Source organism: Acinetobacter sp. TW_SC_4, assembly GCF_054861205.1.
In genome coordinates this window covers 2,869,986-2,890,643 of sequence record NZ_CM142174.1, presented here as the reverse complement: position 1 = coordinate 2,890,643, position 20,658 = coordinate 2,869,986, and the positions used below count along the sequence as shown (strand labels likewise).

18 protein-coding genes are annotated in these 20,658 nt (G+C 43.3%); 8 read left to right on the top strand and 10 right to left on the bottom strand.

Annotated elements, in window-relative coordinates:
• The first annotated feature begins 51 nt into the window (after positions 1-51).
• The 3 genes from recD to pnp all read left to right on the top strand — a co-directional run bounded on the left by recD (position 52) and on the right by pnp (position 5,325).
• The gene (gene recD, locus ACWM1W_RS14120; RefSeq protein WP_104426678.1) at positions 52-1,824 is read left to right on the top strand and encodes an exodeoxyribonuclease V subunit alpha; all 1,773 of its coding nucleotides are present in this window, start codon (positions 52-54) and stop codon (positions 1,822-1,824) included.
• 894 nt (positions 1,825-2,718) lie between these two features.
• Entirely contained in the window at positions 2,719-2,988 is a 270-nt protein-coding gene (gene rpsO / locus ACWM1W_RS14115; RefSeq protein WP_004637724.1) for a 30S ribosomal protein S15, read from the top strand.
• Positions 2,989-3,237: 249 nt separating this feature from the next.
• Positions 3,238-5,325 (top strand): polyribonucleotide nucleotidyltransferase, encoded by a 2,088-nt coding sequence (gene pnp / locus ACWM1W_RS14110; protein WP_171064785.1) that lies wholly within the window; start codon positions 3,238-3,240, stop codon positions 5,323-5,325.
• 162 nt (positions 5,326-5,487) lie between these two features.
• Here the strand turns inward: pnp and ACWM1W_RS14105 are convergent, their stop codons facing one another.
• From ACWM1W_RS14105 to ACWM1W_RS14070, 8 genes are all read right to left on the bottom strand, one after another.
• Positions 5,488-5,751 (bottom strand): YdcH family protein, encoded by a 264-nt coding sequence (locus ACWM1W_RS14105; RefSeq protein WP_004781728.1) that lies wholly within the window; start codon positions 5,749-5,751, stop codon positions 5,488-5,490.
• Between the two features lie 93 nt (positions 5,752-5,844).
• Positions 5,845-6,174 carry a chaperone modulator CbpM gene (locus ACWM1W_RS14100; RefSeq protein WP_004781729.1) on the bottom strand — a complete coding sequence of 110 codons (330 nt, stop codon included), beginning with the start codon at positions 6,172-6,174 and terminating at the stop codon, positions 5,845-5,847.
• Positions 6,175-6,685: 511 nt separating this feature from the next.
• Positions 6,686-7,147 (bottom strand): DUF2147 domain-containing protein, encoded by a 462-nt coding sequence (locus ACWM1W_RS14095; RefSeq protein ID WP_004781731.1) that lies wholly within the window; start codon positions 7,145-7,147, stop codon positions 6,686-6,688.
• 191 nt (positions 7,148-7,338) lie between these two features.
• Complete coding sequence (locus ACWM1W_RS14090) at positions 7,339-7,800, bottom strand: DUF2147 domain-containing protein (protein WP_448765244.1); 462 nt, start codon at positions 7,798-7,800, stop codon at positions 7,339-7,341.
• Between the two features lie 277 nt (positions 7,801-8,077).
• Positions 8,078-8,527 (bottom strand): DUF2147 domain-containing protein, encoded by a 450-nt coding sequence (locus ACWM1W_RS14085; protein ID WP_004781733.1) that lies wholly within the window; start codon positions 8,525-8,527, stop codon positions 8,078-8,080.
• A 214-nt stretch (positions 8,528-8,741) separates the two neighbouring features.
• Entirely contained in the window at positions 8,742-9,617 is an 876-nt protein-coding gene (gene hslO, locus ACWM1W_RS14080) for an Hsp33 family molecular chaperone HslO (protein WP_004781734.1), read from the bottom strand.
• A gap of 50 nt (positions 9,618-9,667) precedes the next feature.
• On the bottom strand, positions 9,668-11,524 hold the full coding sequence (locus ACWM1W_RS14075; protein WP_448765245.1) for a cation:proton antiporter domain-containing protein: 1,857 nt from the start codon (positions 11,522-11,524) through the stop codon (positions 9,668-9,670).
• A 74-nt stretch (positions 11,525-11,598) separates the two neighbouring features.
• Positions 11,599-13,821 carry a primosomal protein N' gene (locus tag ACWM1W_RS14070; RefSeq protein WP_448765246.1) on the bottom strand — a complete coding sequence of 741 codons (2,223 nt, stop codon included), beginning with the start codon at positions 13,819-13,821 and terminating at the stop codon, positions 11,599-11,601.
• A 149-nt stretch (positions 13,822-13,970) separates the two neighbouring features.
• On the opposite strand from ACWM1W_RS14070, the gene gspF reads away from it, so the two are divergent.
• The 4 genes from gspF (at position 13,971) to ACWM1W_RS14050 (ending at position 17,645) form a co-directional block, all read left to right on the top strand.
• Positions 13,971-15,176 (top strand): type II secretion system inner membrane protein GspF, encoded by a 1,206-nt coding sequence (gene gspF / locus ACWM1W_RS14065; RefSeq protein WP_004781737.1) that lies wholly within the window; start codon positions 13,971-13,973, stop codon positions 15,174-15,176.
• Positions 15,177-15,246: 70 nt separating this feature from the next.
• Positions 15,247-15,744 carry a type II secretion system major pseudopilin GspG gene (gspG, locus tag ACWM1W_RS14060; protein ID WP_004781738.1) on the top strand — a complete coding sequence of 166 codons (498 nt, stop codon included), beginning with the start codon at positions 15,247-15,249 and terminating at the stop codon, positions 15,742-15,744.
• A 284-nt stretch (positions 15,745-16,028) separates the two neighbouring features.
• A complete protein-coding gene (locus ACWM1W_RS14055; RefSeq protein ID WP_448765247.1) occupies positions 16,029-16,364 on the top strand; it encodes a hypothetical protein in 336 nt (111 codons plus the stop codon).
• A 129-nt stretch (positions 16,365-16,493) separates the two neighbouring features.
• The gene (locus tag ACWM1W_RS14050; RefSeq protein ID WP_004646736.1) at positions 16,494-17,645 is read left to right on the top strand and encodes an IS4-like element ISAbe18 family transposase; all 1,152 of its coding nucleotides are present in this window, start codon (positions 16,494-16,496) and stop codon (positions 17,643-17,645) included.
• A 78-nt stretch (positions 17,646-17,723) separates the two neighbouring features.
• Here ACWM1W_RS14050 and lnt read toward each other — a convergent pair whose 3' ends face one another.
• Entirely contained in the window at positions 17,724-19,283 is a 1,560-nt protein-coding gene (gene lnt / locus ACWM1W_RS14045) for an apolipoprotein N-acyltransferase (protein WP_461603275.1), read from the bottom strand.
• Entirely contained in the window at positions 19,280-20,119 is an 840-nt protein-coding gene (locus ACWM1W_RS14040) for an HlyC/CorC family transporter (RefSeq protein WP_004781742.1), read from the bottom strand. Before ACWM1W_RS14040 ends, lnt begins: the two co-directional genes overlap by 4 nt.
• 201 nt (positions 20,120-20,320) lie before the next feature.
• On the opposite strand from ACWM1W_RS14040, the gene tusA reads away from it, so the two are divergent.
• Complete coding sequence (tusA, locus tag ACWM1W_RS14035; protein WP_340810466.1) at positions 20,321-20,581, top strand: sulfurtransferase TusA; 261 nt, start codon at positions 20,321-20,323, stop codon at positions 20,579-20,581.
• The last annotated feature ends 77 nt before the right edge of the window (positions 20,582-20,658 follow it).

Genomic DNA, 20,658 nt, shown 5'->3' with positions numbered 1-20,658 from the left:
TTAAGAGTTTAAACAGAAGATTATCCTGTGGATAACTTTGAGGATAACTGTGTGGAAAATGAGCAAATTCACGTGTCTCAGCAATCAGCCCATTTAATGGCCTGGATTGACTATCTATGTCAGCCACCATTCAGTTCGGCGACTTTTGATGCTGCCGCAAAATTGCTGATTCAGCAGCTCCTTGAGGCGATGCAGGAGGGCAATAGTTGTATTCCGGCCAGTGCCGAGCAAACAGCTCTATTGCATCATCTGGTGCTGGATCGGAGTCAGCAGGCTCAGGGTATTGCACCCTTTATTTTTGAAAACCAGCAATTGTATTTATACCGCTACTGGCAGCTGGAGCAGGCGGTCGCCACCCAGATCGCCCGGATCAAGTCACAAGCCATCACGCCAGTAAATTTAAGTGAGCGTGATCATAACCTCCTGACAGATCCACAGCAAAAGCAAGCGCTGGAAATGGTCGCTAAGCAGGGACTGAATATTATTACTGGTGGGCCAGGAACAGGTAAAACCTATACCTTGGCACATATGATTGCGGTACTGCATGAAGCCTTACCCAATATCCGGATTGCGATGGCCGCTCCGACGGGTAAAGCGGCGCAGCGGATGCAGGAAGCCTTGCAGAAAGCTTTACATAGTGAAAAATTACAAGCTTTTGAGCTGGAGACTTTAAAGCAGGTTCAACCTGTTACTTTGCACCGCTTACTGGGCTTGGGGCGGTTGGGACGCCCCCGGTTTCATGCCAAGCAGCCTTTGCCTTATGATGTGATCGTGGTCGATGAAGCATCCATGCTGGACTTAAGCCTGTCACAGATGCTCCTTGCTGCAGTGCCAGATTCAGCCCGCTTAATTCTGTTAGGCGATGCAGACCAACTGGCCTCGGTGGATGTCGGCACTGTACTGGCAGACTTGCAGCAGACTTCTGTTCTGGCAGATAACTGGGTCAATTTAATCACGACGCGCCGTTTTGCCTCAGGCGCCCGAATTGGTGCGATGGCACACTTTATCCAGCAGGAGCATGTTCCAGCATCAGTTTTAAACCAGTTTGAACAGCAAGTGGTTGCTGCGAGTGAGCTGCAAGTAATTGCACTGGACCAGGTAGAGATTGACCAGCTGCAACTGCAATATCTGCCAGAAATAAACCCAACTACAGGTCTCCAATTAGACCCATATTATGATCAACTGATGTATGGCTATCAGGCTTATGCGGACGCGATCAAACAGGCTCAGGATCAGACTGATTTCGAGCAATATGTGCAGCAGGCAATTCAGCACTTTGATCATTACCGGATTCTCACCGCAATCCGGCATGGTGATCTGGGTTTGAATAAAATCAATCAGCAGATTGAACAGCGTTTTCTGGCCAGTGTAGGCAAGTTAAAACAGGGCGACTGGTATACCGGCCGACCAGTGATGATGACTTATAACGATTATCAGCTGGGTCTGTCCAATGGTGATATTGGAATCTGTTTCTGGAGAGAACAAGAAGGACAATCACAATTTGAAGTATATTTCCCGAGTCTGGAAAAATGGGTGCTGGCGACACGCCTGCCAAAAAGTATAGAAACAGCTTTTGCTTTGACGATTCATAAATCGCAAGGTTCAGAATTTACTCATACGGCTGTAGTACTTGATCAACAAGCCAAAAATTTACTGAGTAAGGAACTGATTTATACAGCGATTACTCGAGCTAAAAAAGTCGTGAGCTTGTTGGTAGATCGTGATGCGTTTACACAAGCGCTATGTGTAAGAACCACACGAATAAGTGGTTTAAGCGAAAAAATACTTGAACAATGTAACAATGTATTGGCAAAAAATAAATAACTTTTGTAGGTAAATGCTTACATGGATTCAGGAAATTGGCGCATGGAGCTTTTAATCGGTTTTTGAGAAGATTGGTCACACAAAAGAACTCAACACGGAAAGTTGGGTATAAATCGCATAATAAGAACAAGAATGTCACCAGACAGCGAACTTACAGTGAAGTAAGTGAAAGAGGAAACTTACAGCCGCTAAGCCTTGTAGTTTTGGGAGAGACTACAAGGCTTTTTTATATCTGCCGTTAATGGAATTTTGCCGTAATCTTATAGAACGATAAAATTGGCAGAATAAGTAAATTTAAGTAAATAGCGTAATTAAAAGATATATAAGTGTAACATTTTGCAAATTTCGATGATAATTTTGTACGCAATGGCTTACAGCGAGTGAGGATAAATGCCTCTATGAGCATTTCGACAATATGGCAAAATCTACCACACAAGGAAGTTATTTTTAGTCAGGAAGATTTGAAAATAATAAAGCGTAAAACGCACTAAAAAAACAATAAATAAAAAATGATAATAGAAGAAACTACAGCGCGAAAAAGCCCGAGTTTACTCGGGCTTTTTTTTATCATTTATTTCTAAACGCGATCAGAAATATTTTAAATATAAAAAGATCAGTTAATTTCTGCAGTTATCTAAACAGCTACTCATAAGCCAGATCAAGTCCAATTCCTGAAATTATGTGTAAATTGAACCATATGGAATTTATTCATATCAGTAAATAAGCCAAGGCAGCTTGGCAGCCAATACCATCAAAATTCATGATCTATTTTTGCAATCTGACGCAATTTCCCTTAAAATATGCAACTTGCTGTAGTGATGCACGGCAGTCAATGTATTGAATTCTCATTACTTTGATTTTTATCAAGATATATAAGCATCTCGGAGAAATCGAATGGCTTTAACAAACGCAGATCGCGCAGAGATCATTGCTAAATTTGCTCGCGCTGAAAACGACACTGGTTCACCAGAAGTTCAAGTAGCTCTTTTAACTGCTCAAATCAATGACTTACAAGGTCACTTCAAAGAGCACAAACACGACCATCATAGCCGTCGCGGTCTGATCCGTATGGTTAACCAACGTCGTAAGCTTCTTGACTACCTAAATGGTAAAGACCACGGTCGTTATGTTGCATTGATCGGTGCTTTAGGTTTACGTCGTTAATTCGATTTAAACTTTATTTTCGGGTTTATTGCATGCCTTGTGCTTTATTACTGAAAACTAAAGTCGGTTTAGCCTTTGGCTAGATCAGGGGAAGGGGCGAATGTTCGCTCCTTCTTTGTGTTTAAAAATAGTGTTTATTTCTGGTGAGGTCGGCTTCTAAGCTTTGTCATTTACCCGTCCATTTGGATGTGAATGCCAAACCTTAGGGGTCTCCACTAGAATAAAATCAGGAAAAAATAAAACATGTCGATGTTTAATATTGTTCGTAAAGAATTCCAATTTGGCCAACATCAGGTTGTCCTAGAAACAGGTCGTGTTGCGCGTCAAGCCAATACCGTATTGATTACCATGGGCGGCGTAACTGTATTAGTTGCTGTTGTTGCTCAACCCACTGCTAAAGCAGGTCAAGACTTTTTCCCGCTGACTGTTAATTATCAAGAAAAACAATACGCAGCTGGCCGTATTCCTGGTGGTTACGGTAAACGTGAAGGCCGTGCATCTGAAGCTGAAACGCTGATTTCACGTCTGATCGACCGTCCAATTCGTCCATTGTTCCCAGAAGGTTACTATAACGAAATCCAGGTGACTGCGACTGTTGTGTCTTCTGACAAGACTATGGAAGCTGACATTGCAGCAATGCTGGGTACTTCTGCAGCACTTGCGATTGCAGGTACACCATTCCGTGGTCCAATCGGTGCGGCACGTGTGGGTCTGATCAACGGTGAATACGTTCTAAACCCAAGCTTTGAACAATTGAAAGAAAGTGATCTTGATCTTGTCGTTGCAGGTACGGAATCTGCAGTACTGATGGTTGAATCGGAAGCGAAAGAACTTTCAGAAGACCAAATGCTGGGTGCAGTATTGTTCGGTCATGATGAAATGCAAATCGCGATCCAAGCAATCAAAGAATTCGCGACTGCAGCTGGTGCGAAAGAATCAACTTGGGTTGCACCTGAGAAAAACGAAGACCTTCGTGCAAAACTGAAAGAAGCATTCGAAGCGAAAATCTCTGAAGCATATACCGTTGCGGTGAAACAAGACCGTTATGCAGCACTTGATGCACTTCAAGCAGAAGCGCTAGCTCAGTTCGTTCCAGAAGGCGACGAAACTGGTCTTGCTGATGACGTAAACGAATTATTTGAAGATCTTAAATACCGTACCGTACGTGACAACATCCTGTCTGGTAAACCACGTATTGACGGTCGTGATACTAAAACTGTTCGTGCCCTTGATGTACAGGTTGGCGTATTAGAGCGTGCTCATGGTTCTGCATTATTCACACGTGGTGAAACTCAGGCATTGGTCACTACTACTCTGGGTAATACTCGTGATGCGTTGATGGTAGATACCCTGGCTGGTACCAAAACTGATAACTTCATGCTTCACTACAACTTCCCTGCATACTCTGTAGGTGAAACAGGTCGTGAATCTGGTCCTAAACGTCGTGAAATCGGTCACGGCCGTCTAGCTCGTCGTGGTGTTCAAGCCGTGCTTCCAGCAGCTGACCGCTTCCCGTACGTGATCCGTATCGTATCTGACATCACTGAATCTAATGGTTCATCTTCAATGGCGTCTGTATGTGGTGCTTCTCTATCATTGATGGATGCCGGTGTTCCACTTAAAGCACCAGTTGCGGGTATTGCAATGGGTCTGGTGAAAGAAGGCGAACGTTTCGCAGTTCTTTCTGACATCCTGGGTGACGAAGACCATCTTGGTGATATGGACTTTAAAGTAGCGGGTTCTGCTAACGGTATTACTGCGCTACAAATGGACATCAAGATTGAAGGTATTACCGAAGAGATCATGGAAGTTGCATTGAACCAGGCTTATGCAGGTCGTATGCACATCCTGAATGCAATGAACCAAGTGATTTCACGTGCTCGTCCAGAAATTTCTATGCACGCACCAACTTTCCAAGTGATCAACATCAACCCTGACAAGATCCGTGACGTGATTGGTAAAGGTGGTGCAACGATTCGTCAAATCACTGAAGAAACTAAAGCTGCGATTGACATCGAAGATAACGGTACAGTACGCGTATTTGGTGAAACTAAAGCTGCTGCACAAGCTGCGATTGCAAAAATCCAAGCGCTGACTGCTGAAGTTGAGCCAGGTACCATCTACACAGGTAAAGTGATTCGTATCGTTGAATTCGGTGCGTTCGTGAACATTCTGCCGGGTACTGACGGTCTGCTTCACATTTCTCAAATCTCTAACGAACGTATTGCCAACGTGGCTGACGTATTGAAAGAAGGTCAGGAAGTGAAAGTACAAGTTGCTGACGTTGATAACCGTGGTCGTATTAAATTGACAATGAAAGACATCGAACAAGCATAATTCGATGACTTTTTAAGTCTGAAAAAGCCCGCATCATGCGGGCTTTTTTATTTGGACAGATTCTTTATTTAAGAGCCAAGATCATTTAATAATCACATTTTAAGTAAAACGGATGATTAAGCCTTGTATTGAAACACTCTTGGTTGAGAAAGCTGTTCTCATTCAGGTAAGCGGATCGGCTTCAGAATTTTTTAACATGCGATAAATCTCGTCTTTTAATTTCAGTTTTTTGCGTTTAATCGCATCGATATCATCATTGATATGATTGACTGGATCGAGTTCAAGCTGGCTAATCTGTTTGTCCAATTCACTATGTTCCTCAAACAGTCGGGCAAAGTACGGATTTTCCTCACGTAATTGCACAATTAAATCACGGTATTCTGGGAACATATATTTGATCTTTTTATTGCAGTCTTTGGTTTTCATAGGGATATTTATCACTCAAAAAATAAAAGAAAAAAGCAAAATATGCCCTAGTCCGCATTGATTTAACTCAAGCAGACCGGACATCAAAAGACATTACTTGAAATGCAGATGTTTCACCTCGCGACGTAATTCCTGCACTTCATCAATGAGATCCAGCATCATGGCAACGGCACTAAAGGAAGCATCAAAATCACGCTGCAAACGGTAAGCCCGTTGTGCTCGAGTAATATCTTCCCCGAGGAAGGTACCAGGATGCGTTTTAGAACGGTTCGGCAAAATTCCATGTTCAATGAGTTGCATCACCCATTCCGGACTTTGGCCACATGCTTCAGAAAAGTGGAACAAATCAAAGGTACGATCATCCATGATTTCAGAGGGGATATAACCGTTGGAAAAGTTTTCTCTATATTGAATTGTAGTCATAGCTCTACTCCTTAAACAGCCAGGCTTGAGACATTCAGAAAGGAAGGTCGTCCTGAAGTAGGGGAATGCCATAATATTTTATGGCCGCTGCGCTGTGCCCTAACGGTATGGGATGCTATTTGAACCAGCATCCTACCTAGAAGAGGAACTCTTATCCTATGGAAATCCTGCTTGAACCTGAACAGCTCAGTCTGAGCAGGGAAACAAAGATCTAGGCGGGCATCTGTTTTTATAGTTTTATCTGTCATTTGCAAACCATCCGTTGTTTGCAACACACATTTACCCATGCCTATCAATTGAGGAATACATGTTGCATGGATACTCTGTTCCAGAGTCCGTAGCAGATTGAATTGCAGCTGAAGATAGATCATTGTGTGAATAAAAAATAACCGTCTTCGATTCATTATTATGAGTTTGGGCTAAGGGAAACAGTTTTTATTTGTACTTAATTGTTTCAAATCATAACCATTAAAAAAGCCCCTGAAACAGGAGCATGGAAAACTGAAAAAAATTAGTATTTTATCCAGGTAACACTGCGTCCGATAACCGAAACGCCTACATAACCACGCAGGGTCAGGCGTTTGCCATTGGCGCTTAAACGTGCTTTACCTTTGTAAACTTTACCGCTGATTGGATCAAGTACCTTGCCATCATGGAATTCGCGAGGTTTTTTTGGGTCTGCCTTAAAATCCCAGATAAATGGCAAGCCAATAAATGGTTTATTCTTAAGCTGTCCTGGACATTTGCTACAGATTCCCAGTTTTTCTGCACCTGGCAGGCTGCGGGTTTCTACGATAATTCCCTCATAGCTACCATCTGGTTTTTTGCGGATTTCGACATCAGCACGAGAATAACCGGATTGATCATCGATAGTCTTCCATTTCCCCAGTAGTGGATCTTCAGAAGCAAGGCTTAAACCTGCTACTGTTGCCAATGTGATCCCCATCATTAAGCGACTTAAAATTTTCTTCATAACATGCCTGTTGATCAATGATTATTCATATTAGACTTATTACTCTAATTTATTTATAAATTGTAACAAAATCAATAGTATAAATTGTGATGAGATTGGCATAAAATTAATGAATACATGTGAATTATCACATGAGATAAAAATAAAAAAGCTCCTTAGGAGCTTTTTTTCTTAATAGTCTGAATTCGAAACTAGTTTTTAATCCAGGTCATATTGCGTCCGACCGTTGCACCTTCAGCGCGGCTATGAATGGCGAGATGCCTGCCATTATTTTTCAGGCGGGCACGGGCCTGATAAAGCTGACCAGAAGCCGGGTCGAGCAGAGTGCCGTTGATAAATTCATTGTTATGGTCGGGATGACTACTCAATCCCTTGAGCATCGTCAGTCCAATGAGAGGCTGATCTTTCAATGCGCCTTTGCATAGAGTGCAAGTCTGCTGTCGAGCTGCCCCAGGAATCTCACGAACATACACAATTTTGGCAATATAGCGGTTCTGGGCATCCTTACTAATTACCACATCTGCCAAGGAATAACCGGTACGGTCATCAATGGTTTTCCAGTGGCCAAGTAATGGGTCACTGTTGGCGAAAGCAGATAGACTGATGGTGCTTGCTGCTGTAAGAATGATAGAACAAAGCAGTTTGAATCTCATTGCCACATTACCCCATGTTATTGAAAATATATTTAATTTCTTAAAGTCATAAAAAAATTATGGGATTAATATAACGTGAAAAATACACTAAATACCAGTCAATCATCACATTAAATTAAGAAAAATGAATATGAGTTAAAAATTACGTTCATTCATCCTAATGAGAGGGGGGAATATTTTCGTGATAAGGAATAGAATAAAGATAATGATTTTAAGCTGTCCAAGCCTTTGATCTGGTCAGACAGCTTACAGATGAGAATTTATAAAAAAATGAGGTTTATTCGACTTTCACCCAGGACACTGTACGTCCGAGCATGGGTGTACCTACATAGCCACGAAGCGTCAGCACATTGCCTCGGGAATTCAGCGTTGCCTTGCTTTTATAGACATTGCCGGTTAGTGGATCGAGAATTGAACCATTAACGAATTCATTTTTCTTTTCTGGATTTGGCTTTAGACCTGATAAGACAGAGAGACCCAGAATAGGTACATCTTTCAGTGCCTCCTTACATTTAGAGCAATGGGTATGTGCAGGACGATTTGGAATGGCATGAATACGAATGACTTTACCTTGGTAGGTACCATCATTGAGTTTACTGATTTCAACATCAGCACGCGCATAGCCCGTTTTGTCATCAATGGCTTTCCATGTGCCCGTGATTTCGGCTGCATAGCTGAAGCTCTGCACAGCACATAACATCACACCCATTAAATATCGAAATTTCATTTAAAATATTCCACTTATTTTTTTGATTTTTTTTACTTTGAAAATACCGTTGATCTTCTGATTCTATCGGTGTGCAAATTTTAATCATGGGGCAAGCTTGGAATTAAGTACATTTGTCTTTTTTATGAGAAATTTTGGTCAATATTTTATGAAAATATAAAATGAAAAAAGCACTCAATATTGAGTGCTTTTTTGAGTCGAACAGGGGCGGTTATTAACTGAGGTGTTCGCCAAACAGGCTCAAAGCTTCTTCAGCCGTAAAAATATAACGGCTATTACAGAACTGACAGTCCATCTCAATTGGATTCTGGAATTCTAAAGTTTCACGAACCGATTCTACACCAATCTGCTGTAAGGCAATCGCACAACGTTCTTTAGAACAGGTACAGCCAAACTGTAAATGTTCTACTTCTGGTAAGCGCACTTCTTCTTCGTTATATAAACGATAGAGAATTTCATTGGCCTCCAGAGTGACCAGTTCTTCTGTTTTTAATGTTTCAGTCAGCATAGTCAGACGTGGCCATAAGTCTTCATCGACACGGCGTTGTTCTTCTTCACTGTTACGCGGTAGCAATTGAATCAGCAAACCACCTGCACGGTTGTTGTCACTGGCCAGCACGATACGTGTCGGAATCTGGGCAGACAGGTCATAATATTGCATCAGACAGCCAGCCAAATTTTCCTGATCAAGCGGAACAATACCTTGATAACGTTCACCAAATTCAGGCTCGATATTGATAAACAGCACTGGATTAGTCAGTGATTTTAAAACTGTGCTGCTATCTTCTGCTGCCTGAAAATGTGGATCTTCTTCATAATCCGCCAGTGCACGTACTTCACCGCGATGGTTACATTCAGCCATTGCCCATTTAAATGTGCCTGAAGCCTGAATTTGCAGGCTGATACGCCCTTTAATCTTCAAGGTACTGGCTAATAGTGCAGTGGCACTCAGCATTTCACCTAACAGGATTTTTACTGCAGGCGCATAATCACGCTGGGCCAAAATTGTTTGTAAAGCTTCTTCAAGATGCACCACTTCACCACGAACAGGGCTATCTTCAATAAAAAAGCGTTGGCGTAAATCAGACATAAAATTCTCCATAACCCTGCTTTAATGGTGGCATTATTGTAAAACACAAGTTATGCCAGATCATCTCTTATGACATCAATTCCTGAAGCGTTGTTGTCCTGTTGCGTGTCCGTATCCTGTTCCGATACTTTTTTTAGCTGATCCTGAGCAAAAAGATGCTCCAGTTCTGCCAGTGTATTCCTTGAGCCTGCGGAATTAAACGGGCTCTCCGTATCCGGATGAAATTGACTATTGAGCAGGTTTTCATCGTGAGTATGAAACTCATGGATCTTTTGTTGCACCTGTTCTTCAGACAACCCACTCAGCTGACCTAGCAGACCCTGACTTAGTTCTAGTGCAGAAGCATAGGTTTCTCGCCAGATTCGTTCCACGCCCAGCTCCTGAAGTAAATGGACATGATGCCGGTCACGTGCCCGTACCCATAAAGACATATCAGGATAATTTAATCTCAGATGTCGGACGGTCAGCAGCGAATCTTCAATATCATCAATGGCGACAATCACATGCTGAACCGTATCCAGATGTGCCTGAGCTAAAGCCTCTGGCTCAGTTGCATTAGCCTGATAGAAGGTAATACCGTAAGAGGTTAGCAATTCAGTTGCTTCGATATTGCTGTCCATTACACTGAATTTTTGCTGCTGTTGCAGAAAAATACGGGCAATGATCTGGCCAAAACGGCCAAAACCGATTAATAAAATTGGTGCAGTATTTGGTGGAAGGCTTTCAATATCAAAGGTCGCTGCCAAATGATTTTGCCGATCCAGTCGTGGCAGAATTTGGTTATGCAATAACCAGTAAAATGCCGGTGTGAGTAGCATGGATATACTTGCCATCCACATCAATGGGGAGAGCCGGGTTGGAGTGATGATCTGCTGCGAAAGTGCAATGATGAGTGCCAGAAAAGCGAATTCACCACTTTGTGCCACACTGGCAGCCAGTAGCGTACTGTTGCGCCAGCTATGCTGATAATAACGTGCCAATCCTAAGGTAATCGCAAATTTAATCAGGATCAGCGAAAGTGTTCCAGCAATAATCAATCCAGGTTGCGTTAGTACATCGGCAAACTGCAATGACATGCCCAGACTGATGAAGGCTAGCCCAATCAATAATCCACTAAAAGGCTGCAGACTCTTTTCAATCGAAATCCGGAAATCAGAATCTGCTAGTAACATACCGGAAAATAATGCCGCCAGGTACAGATTCAGTCCCAGCGTATCCATCAGGACTAGTAAGCCCAGGAAAATGACAATAGCAACAATGCTGTGCAATTCATGACGACCACTTTTGGCAATCCAGCGATAAAGCGGCTGCATGAAATAGCGGTTACATAGAAATAAGCCAGTAAAGGTAGCCATCATGGCAGCAAAATAAGCTATGCCATGTTCTGTTGAACTGACGCCTGCAAAGAGCGGAATTGCTGCAATGACAGGAATTGCAATCAGTGCATGAATCAGGGTGTTGGCATAAGCGGATTGACCATAACTGGTCGCCAGTTGTTGCTGATTGTTTAAAAACTGCGTGACCAACGTCATGGCAGAGAGGCTGCCTGCCAGTCCGATAACAATACTGGAAACCAGATTATGATCGAGAAAGAACCAGGCCAGCAGGCCAAAAATCAGGGTCGTGCTCAGTACCTGTAAAATGGCCATAAACCACAGGGATTGTCTAAGCTGAAGAATTCGTTGTGGTCTGAGTTGTAGACCAATCCAGAACATTAGGGCCAACAGGCTGATTTGAATAAAAGTCTGCATCACCTCAGGAGCAGAGATCAGCGCTAAGGCACTCGGCCCAATGATTAAACCTGTCAGTAAATAGCCCAGCACTGTTGGCAGTCTGAGTTTATGGCTCAGTGGCACCATTAATAGTGCAATCACCAGAACCAGCGCTATTTGTAACAGTATCGACATTTTTCCGCCTTAAATTTTATTTTCATCCAATCTTAAAGTTGAGCCTTTCTCAAATGAAGATGGGCTCAATATTTTTAGCTGAGTTCTTGTGGATCGATATCCAATGTCAGCTTCATATTGGATGGCTTATCTTGTAACAGGTTTTGCCACCAGCTACGGACATAATAATGCAAACGGGCACGGTCTGCGGACAATAGCACCATATGGGATTGATAGCGTCCGGCCTTGCGTTCCATCGGGGCAGGAATAGGACCCCAGATGTCCAGCACCAGATCGGGATATTGCCTGAGCAGAGCAGCATGTTTCTGTAAGAATTCGGTATTTTGTGCCTGATCTTTGGATTCACAGCGAATCAGCACGGCATAACGAAAAGGAGGCATCTGGGCGATTTGCCGTTCGGTCAAAGTCTGCTTGGCAAAGGCGCGGTAATTTTCAGTGATTAAGGTATTCAGCAGCGCATGATCAGGTCTTAGGGTCTGTAAATATACATCCCCTTTATGTTCCCCACGTCCTGCACGACCTGCGACCTGTACGATCAATTGTGCTGTACGTTCTGTGGCCCGGAAATCGACACTGAGAAGACCGGAATCAATATCTAAAATCGCAACCAGCGTGACATAGGGAAAATGATGGCCTTTGGCCAGCATCTGCGTGCCGAGCAGAATCGCAGGCTCACTTTTCTGAATCTTGTCATAGATTTTTTGCCAACTACCGACCCGGCTGGTTGAGTCGCGATCGACCCGGATCACTTCAAAATCTGGAAAAAGCTCATTTAGATGTTCTTCAACTTTTCCAGTCCCCATGCCTAAAGTGGCCAGCTCCTGATGCTGGCATTGCGGACACTGTTCAGGCATACGATGAATGGTGCCGCAATGATGACAATGCAGATGTTGATAAGGTTGCCGGTGCACAGTGAAATTGGCATCACAGTTCGGACACTGCGCCTGCCAGCCACAACTGCCACAAATCAGTACGGGCGCATAACCACGACGATTCAGGAAAATGAGTACCTGTTCCTTTTTAGCCAGGCGCTTTTTGATTTCTTCAATCAGATGTAGGCTGATGCCATGCTGCTTTGGCGCTACTTTTAAATCCAGAATATGGATTTTCGGCATTAGCGCTGTACCCGCGCGTTGATTCAGTTCCAGTACCTGCATTTTACCTTGCTGCACCAGTGCATAACTGTCAATGCTGGGTGTTGCCGAACCCAAGAGTACTGGACATTGCTGTAAATGTCCCCGGTACAATGCCACATCACGGGCATGATAGCGAAAACCTTCCTGCTGTTTAAAAGACAGGTCATGCTCTTCATCCAGAATGATCAGGCCTAGATTCGGCATCGGTGTATAAATCGCAGAACGGGTGCCAAGTACAATGGACGCTTTACCGGTTTCAGCGGCTTGCCAGGCTTGTAAGCGTTTACTGTCATTCAGGCCAGAGTGAAGCAGGGCGATATGACAATGGAAGCGGGATTGAAAGCGGCTAATGGTTTGTGGCGTCAGTCCGATTTCAGGCACCAGTACCAGCACCTGCTTGCCCTGTTTGAGTACCTGTTCCATGATCTGAAGATAGACTTCAGTTTTGCCACTGCCAGTCAGGCCATCGAGTAAAAAGGCCTGATATTGCTTGCGGTATTTCAGCACTTGCTGAATCGCATGCTTTTGTTCCGCATTGGCCGTTAATGGCATCTGGGCCAGTTGTACAGGTTGCGGGCTAAAATCCTGTGCTTCCAGTACACATTCGCAAATCCCTTTTTTTTCGAGTGCTTTTAAAGTCGCTGTTTCTATTCCGGCCAGATTTAAGAGATTCTCAGTTGTTCCCACCGGATGCAGTTTTAGAATCCGATAAGCTTCCTGTTGCCTCTCGGAACGGCGAACTTTGGCTTCAGCCTCATGATCCAGCAATTTCCAGTTTCGGGCCAGCAGGTTATAAGGTTTGCCCTGACGCAATAAGGTCGGCAAGGCAGTCTGGATCACTTCCCCAATGGGAAACTGGTAATACTGTGCTGACCAGGTCAATACACTTAAAACTTGGGAATTGATAATGGCACGGTCATCTAAAAGCTCGGTAATGGCTTTCAGTTTGAAACTGGGATCAATCGGAGCATCTAGCGGTAATTTTTCAGTAATTACGCCGACCAGATTTTGCCGGCCAAAAGAAACCGCGACTCGGGCACCCACTTCTGCCTGCTGATATTGTTCCTGACTCAAGCTATAGTCAAAACAGTCAAACAGATGCACCGGCACTGCAACACGAACACGATAAACAGGGGCAGTAACGGGAACAGAATTTGGCATAGTAACAGAGTGGGTCCTGATGAAATTTCGTCGTGCTCAAAGTTCAGTTATGTTAGAGTGAGCAGATAATTTATATTGAAGAATATGAATGATTTTGATGGTCTGACGCAACAGCGTTAAGCAAAATTTTGGAAAATTAGAGCATTACAATGCCTGCATATCAGTTTACTGCGCTTGACGCTTCAGGGAAGCAGCAAAAAGGCGTGCTTGAGGGGGATTCAGCACGACAAATCCGGCAACAGCTTCGGGATCAGGCGCTGATTCCGGTCTCTGTAGATCCAGTTGAGAAAAAAGACCAGCACTACCGTCGCAAATGGTTTGAAAAAAGCATTACTGCTTATGATTTGGCTCTTATGACCCGACAACTCTCGGTACTGGTCGCTGCCGCAATTCCGCTGGAAGAAGCTATTCGCGCCGTCGGCAAGCAGAGCGAAAAAGTTCATGTGCAAAATCTGCTGATGTCAGTACGTTCTAAAGTGCTGGAAGGACATAGCTTGGCTCAGGCGCTACAACAGTCTGGACGTTTTCCAGAGCTGTATATTGCCACTATTGCGGCTGGTGAACGTTCTGGTCACTTGGACCTGATCTTGGATCAGTTAGCTGACTATACCGAAAACCGTTTTGCTATGCAGAAAAAGATTCAAGGGGCGATGATCTATCCGATTATTTTGCTCTTGATGTCTTTTGCAATTGTGATGGGTCTGATGACCTATGTAGTACCGGATATCGTCAAGACCTTTGATCAAAGTAAAGATGCCTTGCCTTGGATTACAGTGACTTTAATGAAAGCCAGCGATTTTATCCGGATCGCGTGGCCATTTTTATTGATAGGGAGTGCGGTAGGTATTTTTCTTCTGGTACGGTTTTTAAGAACAACGGCTGGGCATTATGCTTTTGATCGCCTGACGCTGAAACTACCTTTATTCGGAAAATTATCACGTGGCATTAATGCTGCCCGTTTTGCCAGTACTCTATCGATTCTGACCCAGTCCGGTGTGCCATTGGTGGATGCCTTACGTATCGGGGCAGCGGTAAGTAATAACTGGGTGATTCGGGATTCGGTTAATCTGGCTGCTGAAAAAGTCACTGAAGGCGGGAACCTGGCTACCCAGCTGGAACGTAGTGGTTATTTCCCCCCGATGATGGTACAAATGATCAAAAGTGGTGAAGCCTCGGGGGAGCTGGATCGTATGCTGGAACGGGCATCGACCATGCAGGATCGGGAAGTGACCACGCTGATCTCGACATTACTCGCACTTCTAGAGCCGCTGATGCTGGTATTCATGGCCAGTATTGTGCTGGTAATTGTGATCGCAGTGATGCTGCCAATCGTGAATATGAATAATATGATTTAAATAACATGTGTAACGTCTACAAAGAATTGAAAGTGCCTGAAACTTTCTAAAGATGAATGAGAGATATTGAATGAAAAGGAATCCAAATCAAGCCAAAGACCCTTCAACTATAGCGGTTGAACCTACCGTACGTGTGAGCCAGTTACGTGCCCATCGTGCCTCAGGTTTTACCCTGATTGAAGTAATGGTGGTTATTGTTATTCTTGGCGTACTTGCAGCGCTGATTGTTCCAAATGTAATGGGACGCGGTGAAAAAGCTAAAGTGGATACTACCGTCATCAAATTGCAGAGTATTGCGGGTTCACTGGATCAATATAAGCTGGACAATGGCAAATATCCAAGCATGCAAGAAGGTGGTCTGGATGCACTGGTAAATCAGCCAGCAACAGCGAAGAATTGGTTGCCAGGTGGCTATGTGAAAGGAGGTTACCCAAAAGACAGCTGGGATAATGACCTGCAATACGTGATTCCAGGAACCAATGGTCGTGCTTTTGATTTGTACTCTTTTGGTGCCGATGGACAGGCAGGTGGGGAAGGAACTGATGCTGATATTTATTACCAACCTTAACTGATAATTATTATAAATTAGTAGGTTATTGAATATATCACTTCACTTGATTGGTTGTTTCAATATTGGGTGAAGTGATAATAACTCTCAATCATAAAATATAATATAAGTAGATGAATTTAATAATATTATTATAATATTGATGATTTGATAGTTATAATAAGAATTATTCCCATATTTATCTATTACAATTATCGTAAAATGTGAATAAATATAGACTTTCTATTTACAAAAAATAGCTCATAATATTCTTAATGGCCCTTTTTTAGCCAAAGGAGAATGGTATGAAAGCATTAATATTATCGGATGAAATAAACCAGTTTCATTGGTCGATGCTGAAATCTGTTCTTTTGGTTTTAAGCATTCTTCCAGCCAGTCAGGGAATTTTGCATTTATGGCAGACCACTGAAGGCAGCAGCCAGATTATGGTGGGTTTTTTTGCCATTAGCATGATGAGTACCTTATTCGTACTATGCTTCTGGTCAGCATTAAAAGCGTCTGTCGTACAGTTTGAACAGGAACAGGCTTCTGCATTTAAAAACGGAATTGTACAGGTCTATCGCTATATTCCAATGCTGTCACTGGCGAGCATGTTATCTTATCTGGTGATCCAGTTTTAATAACATATAGATAAAAAACCGAGGCATGAACCCACTGCTGTCCCATAGTTTGCTTTAAATAAAAAAACCTGAGTCCTAACAGTTAAAATATGAGTGCATACAAACACTTTAACGACCAGGACTCAGGTTTTGTCACATCAGAATACCGTATTTCATGAGCTAATTAAACCTGTTGTGCGACAGGATTTTGAACAACTTGCTAAAGTACACCATGTTGGACAGAAATTTAGAGCGGCTTCCCGGTGGGATCAGTTTATTGCCATATTGATGTCTCAATTCTCTTGTAGGCAAAGTCTGAGAGATATTCAATCCAATTTGGAGTGCCAACAGGAAAAGCTAAGTCATCTCGGAGCAAAGTCTATTCCCCGAAGCACGCTGGCACGAATCAATGAGCAGCAGCCTGCTGCCTTGTATCAACAGCTATTTTACAAGTTGCTTAAATACTATGAACACTCAAAAGTAGCTCATAAATTTCGCTTTAAGAATCCCTTGTATTCCTTGGATGCCAGTCATATTGACCTGTCGCTTTCCTTATGTGAATGGGCCAAAGTTCACGACTCAAAAGCCAGCATGAAACTCAGTATAGGATTGAATCACAGCAATGATATTCCTGAGTTTGTTGCAGTTGAAAATGGCAAAGAAAATGACATGGTACAAGGCCGCAAATTCCAGTTTCCTGCTGGCAGCATTGTAGTTTTTGATAAAGGCTATGTCGATTACCAATGGTATGCAAATCTGACTGCTCAAAACATTGGATTTGTCACACGTTTTAGGCCTAAATCTGTGTATCAGGTGATCCAGCAACATCCAGTGCTTGAATCCAAAGGTATTCTAAAAGATGAAACCATTCAGCTGAATAGCGCACATGCCCTAAAAAGAAAAGCCCCAGTGTTAAGAAGAATTGAATATAGAGATCAGCAAAGTGGCAAGCACTTTAGCTTTCTCAGCAATAACTTTCATTTAGCCGCCTCTACCATTGCGGCGATTTATAAAGATCGTTGGAAAGTTGAGCTGTTCTTTAAGGCGATTAAGCAGAATCTCAAATTAAAAGCGTTTCTAGGCCGCAGCAGGAACGCAATTCAGACACAAATCTGGATTGCGATGATCGCCTATTTATTGGTGAGTTTCGCTCAACATTTAGGAAAAACAGGTTGGACAGTTCAACGTTTACTCAGAATAATTCAAGTGAATTTGTTTGAAAGAAGAACTTTAAAAGCTTTATTTTCACCCGATAAAATACCCATAAAACAAGAGGAAGCTCAAATGAGCTTCCTCTTGTGAAAAATTGTGGGACAGCAATGGGCATGAACCTCGGTTTTTTATAGCTCCTCCTTTTTAAAAGAGGGACTTTTGAGAGAATTATCTTCTCGACTTAAAGCTGATATCCACCTTACGTGGGCGGAAGCGCCAACCCAGTAATAATAACAATACGGAGAAAATCAATACTGGCCAGTCGCTAAGTTTCATGTAAAGCGTTTCACCCTGCATGGCGGGTAACTCACCGCGGAGTATAGCTTCTTTATCCATAGGTGCACGTTTCACAATATGGCCATTGTGGTCGATGAACGCAGTTACCCCAGTATTGGTAGCACGAATAAACCAGCGACCATTTTCCTTGGCCCGCATTTGTACCATCTGTAAATGTTGTTGTGGACCGGCAGTGCCAGTAAACCAGGCATCATTAGATACGGTCACCAGAAAATCGCTTTGGCTGGCATTACGACGAGTCAGGTTTGGATAAGCCACTTCATAGCAAATCGCTGCACCTAAAGGATGGTTTTTCACATTTAATGGTTTCTGGATATCCGCACCACGCGAGAAACCACTCATCGAAGGGTCGTTTTGCAGAGCTGGAAGTACCCAACTGAGTGCGCCAGAGAGTGGAATATATTCTCCAAAAGGCACCAGACGCTGCTTCTTATAAAGACCACTCGACTCATCACCAGTGGCCATGATGCTATTGTAATATTTTGGCGTGCCTGCTTCCTGTGACTCAGCCAGATCCCAGAACGGAATACCTGTGACCCAAGCTGTTCCAGATTTTTCTGCCTGAACTTTCATGGCATCCAAGAAAGGTTCGATATCAGTCTGGAACATCGGAATCGAAGATTCTGGCCAGACAATCAGGTCACGTCCCCATTCTGTCTTGCTCAGATTTGCATAGATCAGTAAGGTTTTTACCTGATATTCAGTTAACCATTTCAGGTCCTGAGGGATATTGCCCTGAATCAGAGAAACGGTGAGCGGCTTTTCATTTTTTTCTTGCACAAAAGTCAGTTGTGCAGCACCCCAAGCCCCCAATAACAGGAATGCAGAAGGAACGATCCAGAAGACCTGTTTACTTAAGATTTCAACCAGTGCACAGGCCAGAACAATCACTACAAAGGACACCCCAAATACACCGAATAAAGGCGCGTAGGCATCCAGATAGAGCTCAGTAAAAGCATAACCTGCAAAGAGCCATGGGAAACCGGTAAATACCCAGGTTTTGGCCCATTCAAAGATCACCCAAAGTGGTGCGAAGGTAAGAGGTGTTTCCGGGAAAAATCGACGATAAATGCAAGTCTGAAGCGCAGTAAACAGTCCCATGACAATCGCCATGATCAGGATCATGATTACGCTCAGGAAAGCACTGGTATCGCCATACACATGAATAGAGGTATAGAGCCAGAATGCACCCACAAACCACAATCCAATTCCATAAGCCCAGCCAATACCAAAGGCCTGTTTCGCACTACGACCACGGACGCAAGCATACAGTAAGGCAGGAGAGAGAATCGCCAGCCACCAGTAATGATAAGGTGCCAAAGCCAGGCTAAAAATAGCGCCGGCAAATAAGGCAATCAATACAGGATAAATTAAGGCTAACTGCTTTTGCTGCTGGGCTGGATTTAATAGCTTATCGAAATATGCTCTCATTGGCGCACAGCTCGAATTAAACGAATAGAACGTGAATCTGCCTCAAGAATGGTAAATTGCCAGTTTTCCAGTTCAATCGTCTGACCTTCCAGATCATTTACCAGACCGATTTCCTGCAATAACAAACCGCCCATGGTTTCAACTTCATCATCGGAGAAATTGGCATCCAGCATATTGTTAAAATGCTCGATTGGTGTCAGCGCTTGTACTACCCATGTATTGGCTGTTTTCGGGTCTTGGTCTGGAACAATATATTGTGCTTCTTCATCAGCAATATCATGTTCGTCTTCAATTTCACCCACAATTTCTTCGAGAATATCTTCTAGGGTTACCAGGCCTGAAGTTGTACCGTACTCGTCAATTACTACCGCAATATGAGTCTGGGTATTTTTCAGCATACGCAGAACCTGGTCGGAACGCGCACTTTCCGGTACAAACAATGGCTGACGCATCAAGGCACGAATATCGACTTTGGAAGAAGGCTCGGTCAGGAAAGGAAGCAGATCTTTGGCCAGCAAAATACCAACTACATTATCCGGTTGATCCGATGAGAACACAGGGAATCGCGAATGCGCAGATTCAACTAAAACATGCAAAATTTCGAGAAGTTGGTCATCTTCCTGCAAGCTAATCATGGACGTTCTTGGCGTCATGACTTCACGAATTTTGGTGGCCGGCAGATCCAGTACGCCTTCCAGCATTGCAACAGTATCGGGTTCTAAAAATCGACGTGAATCTTGTACTAATTTTAGCAGTTCGTCGCGAGTTTCGGGTGCAGTTCCCAGCCATTTACGTAAGCCGCGCATACCCCACGACGGGCCTGATTCCTCGTGCATGATCTTTCCTAAAGACTCTTAATATCTAAAAAAACGTGATTTTATCATACCGCAGAAAATACGCTTGTCTATTGTAATTATGCTGCGCAGACTTGATCTTACGGGTCAGTCTGGTTTTGTGAACTGGCTCAAAGCGTGGGCTGCAATGCCATAGCCGCTTTATGCTAAAATAAGGCTGATCTTGAATTCCTGAGTCTGTCGATGTCTGAAGCCGAAATTACGCCAAGCCTGCAATTGAATACCCGTGGATTACGCTGCCCTGAGCCAGTCATGATGTTGCATCAAGCCATCCGTAAGTCTAAAGCTGGTGATGTAGTTGAAGTTTTTGCTACGGATAATTCGACCTCTTGGGATATTCCAAAATTCTGTATGCATCTCGGCCATGAACTACTGCTCCAAGAAGAGCGTCTGGATGAAAATGGCAATAAAGAGTTCCATTATCTGGTGAAAAAAGGCGATTAAAAGATTTTTTTGGGTAGATGAGTGATTCATTTGCCCATATTTTTGAAAGATTAGGGTCTGTTGACATTTACTGTTCA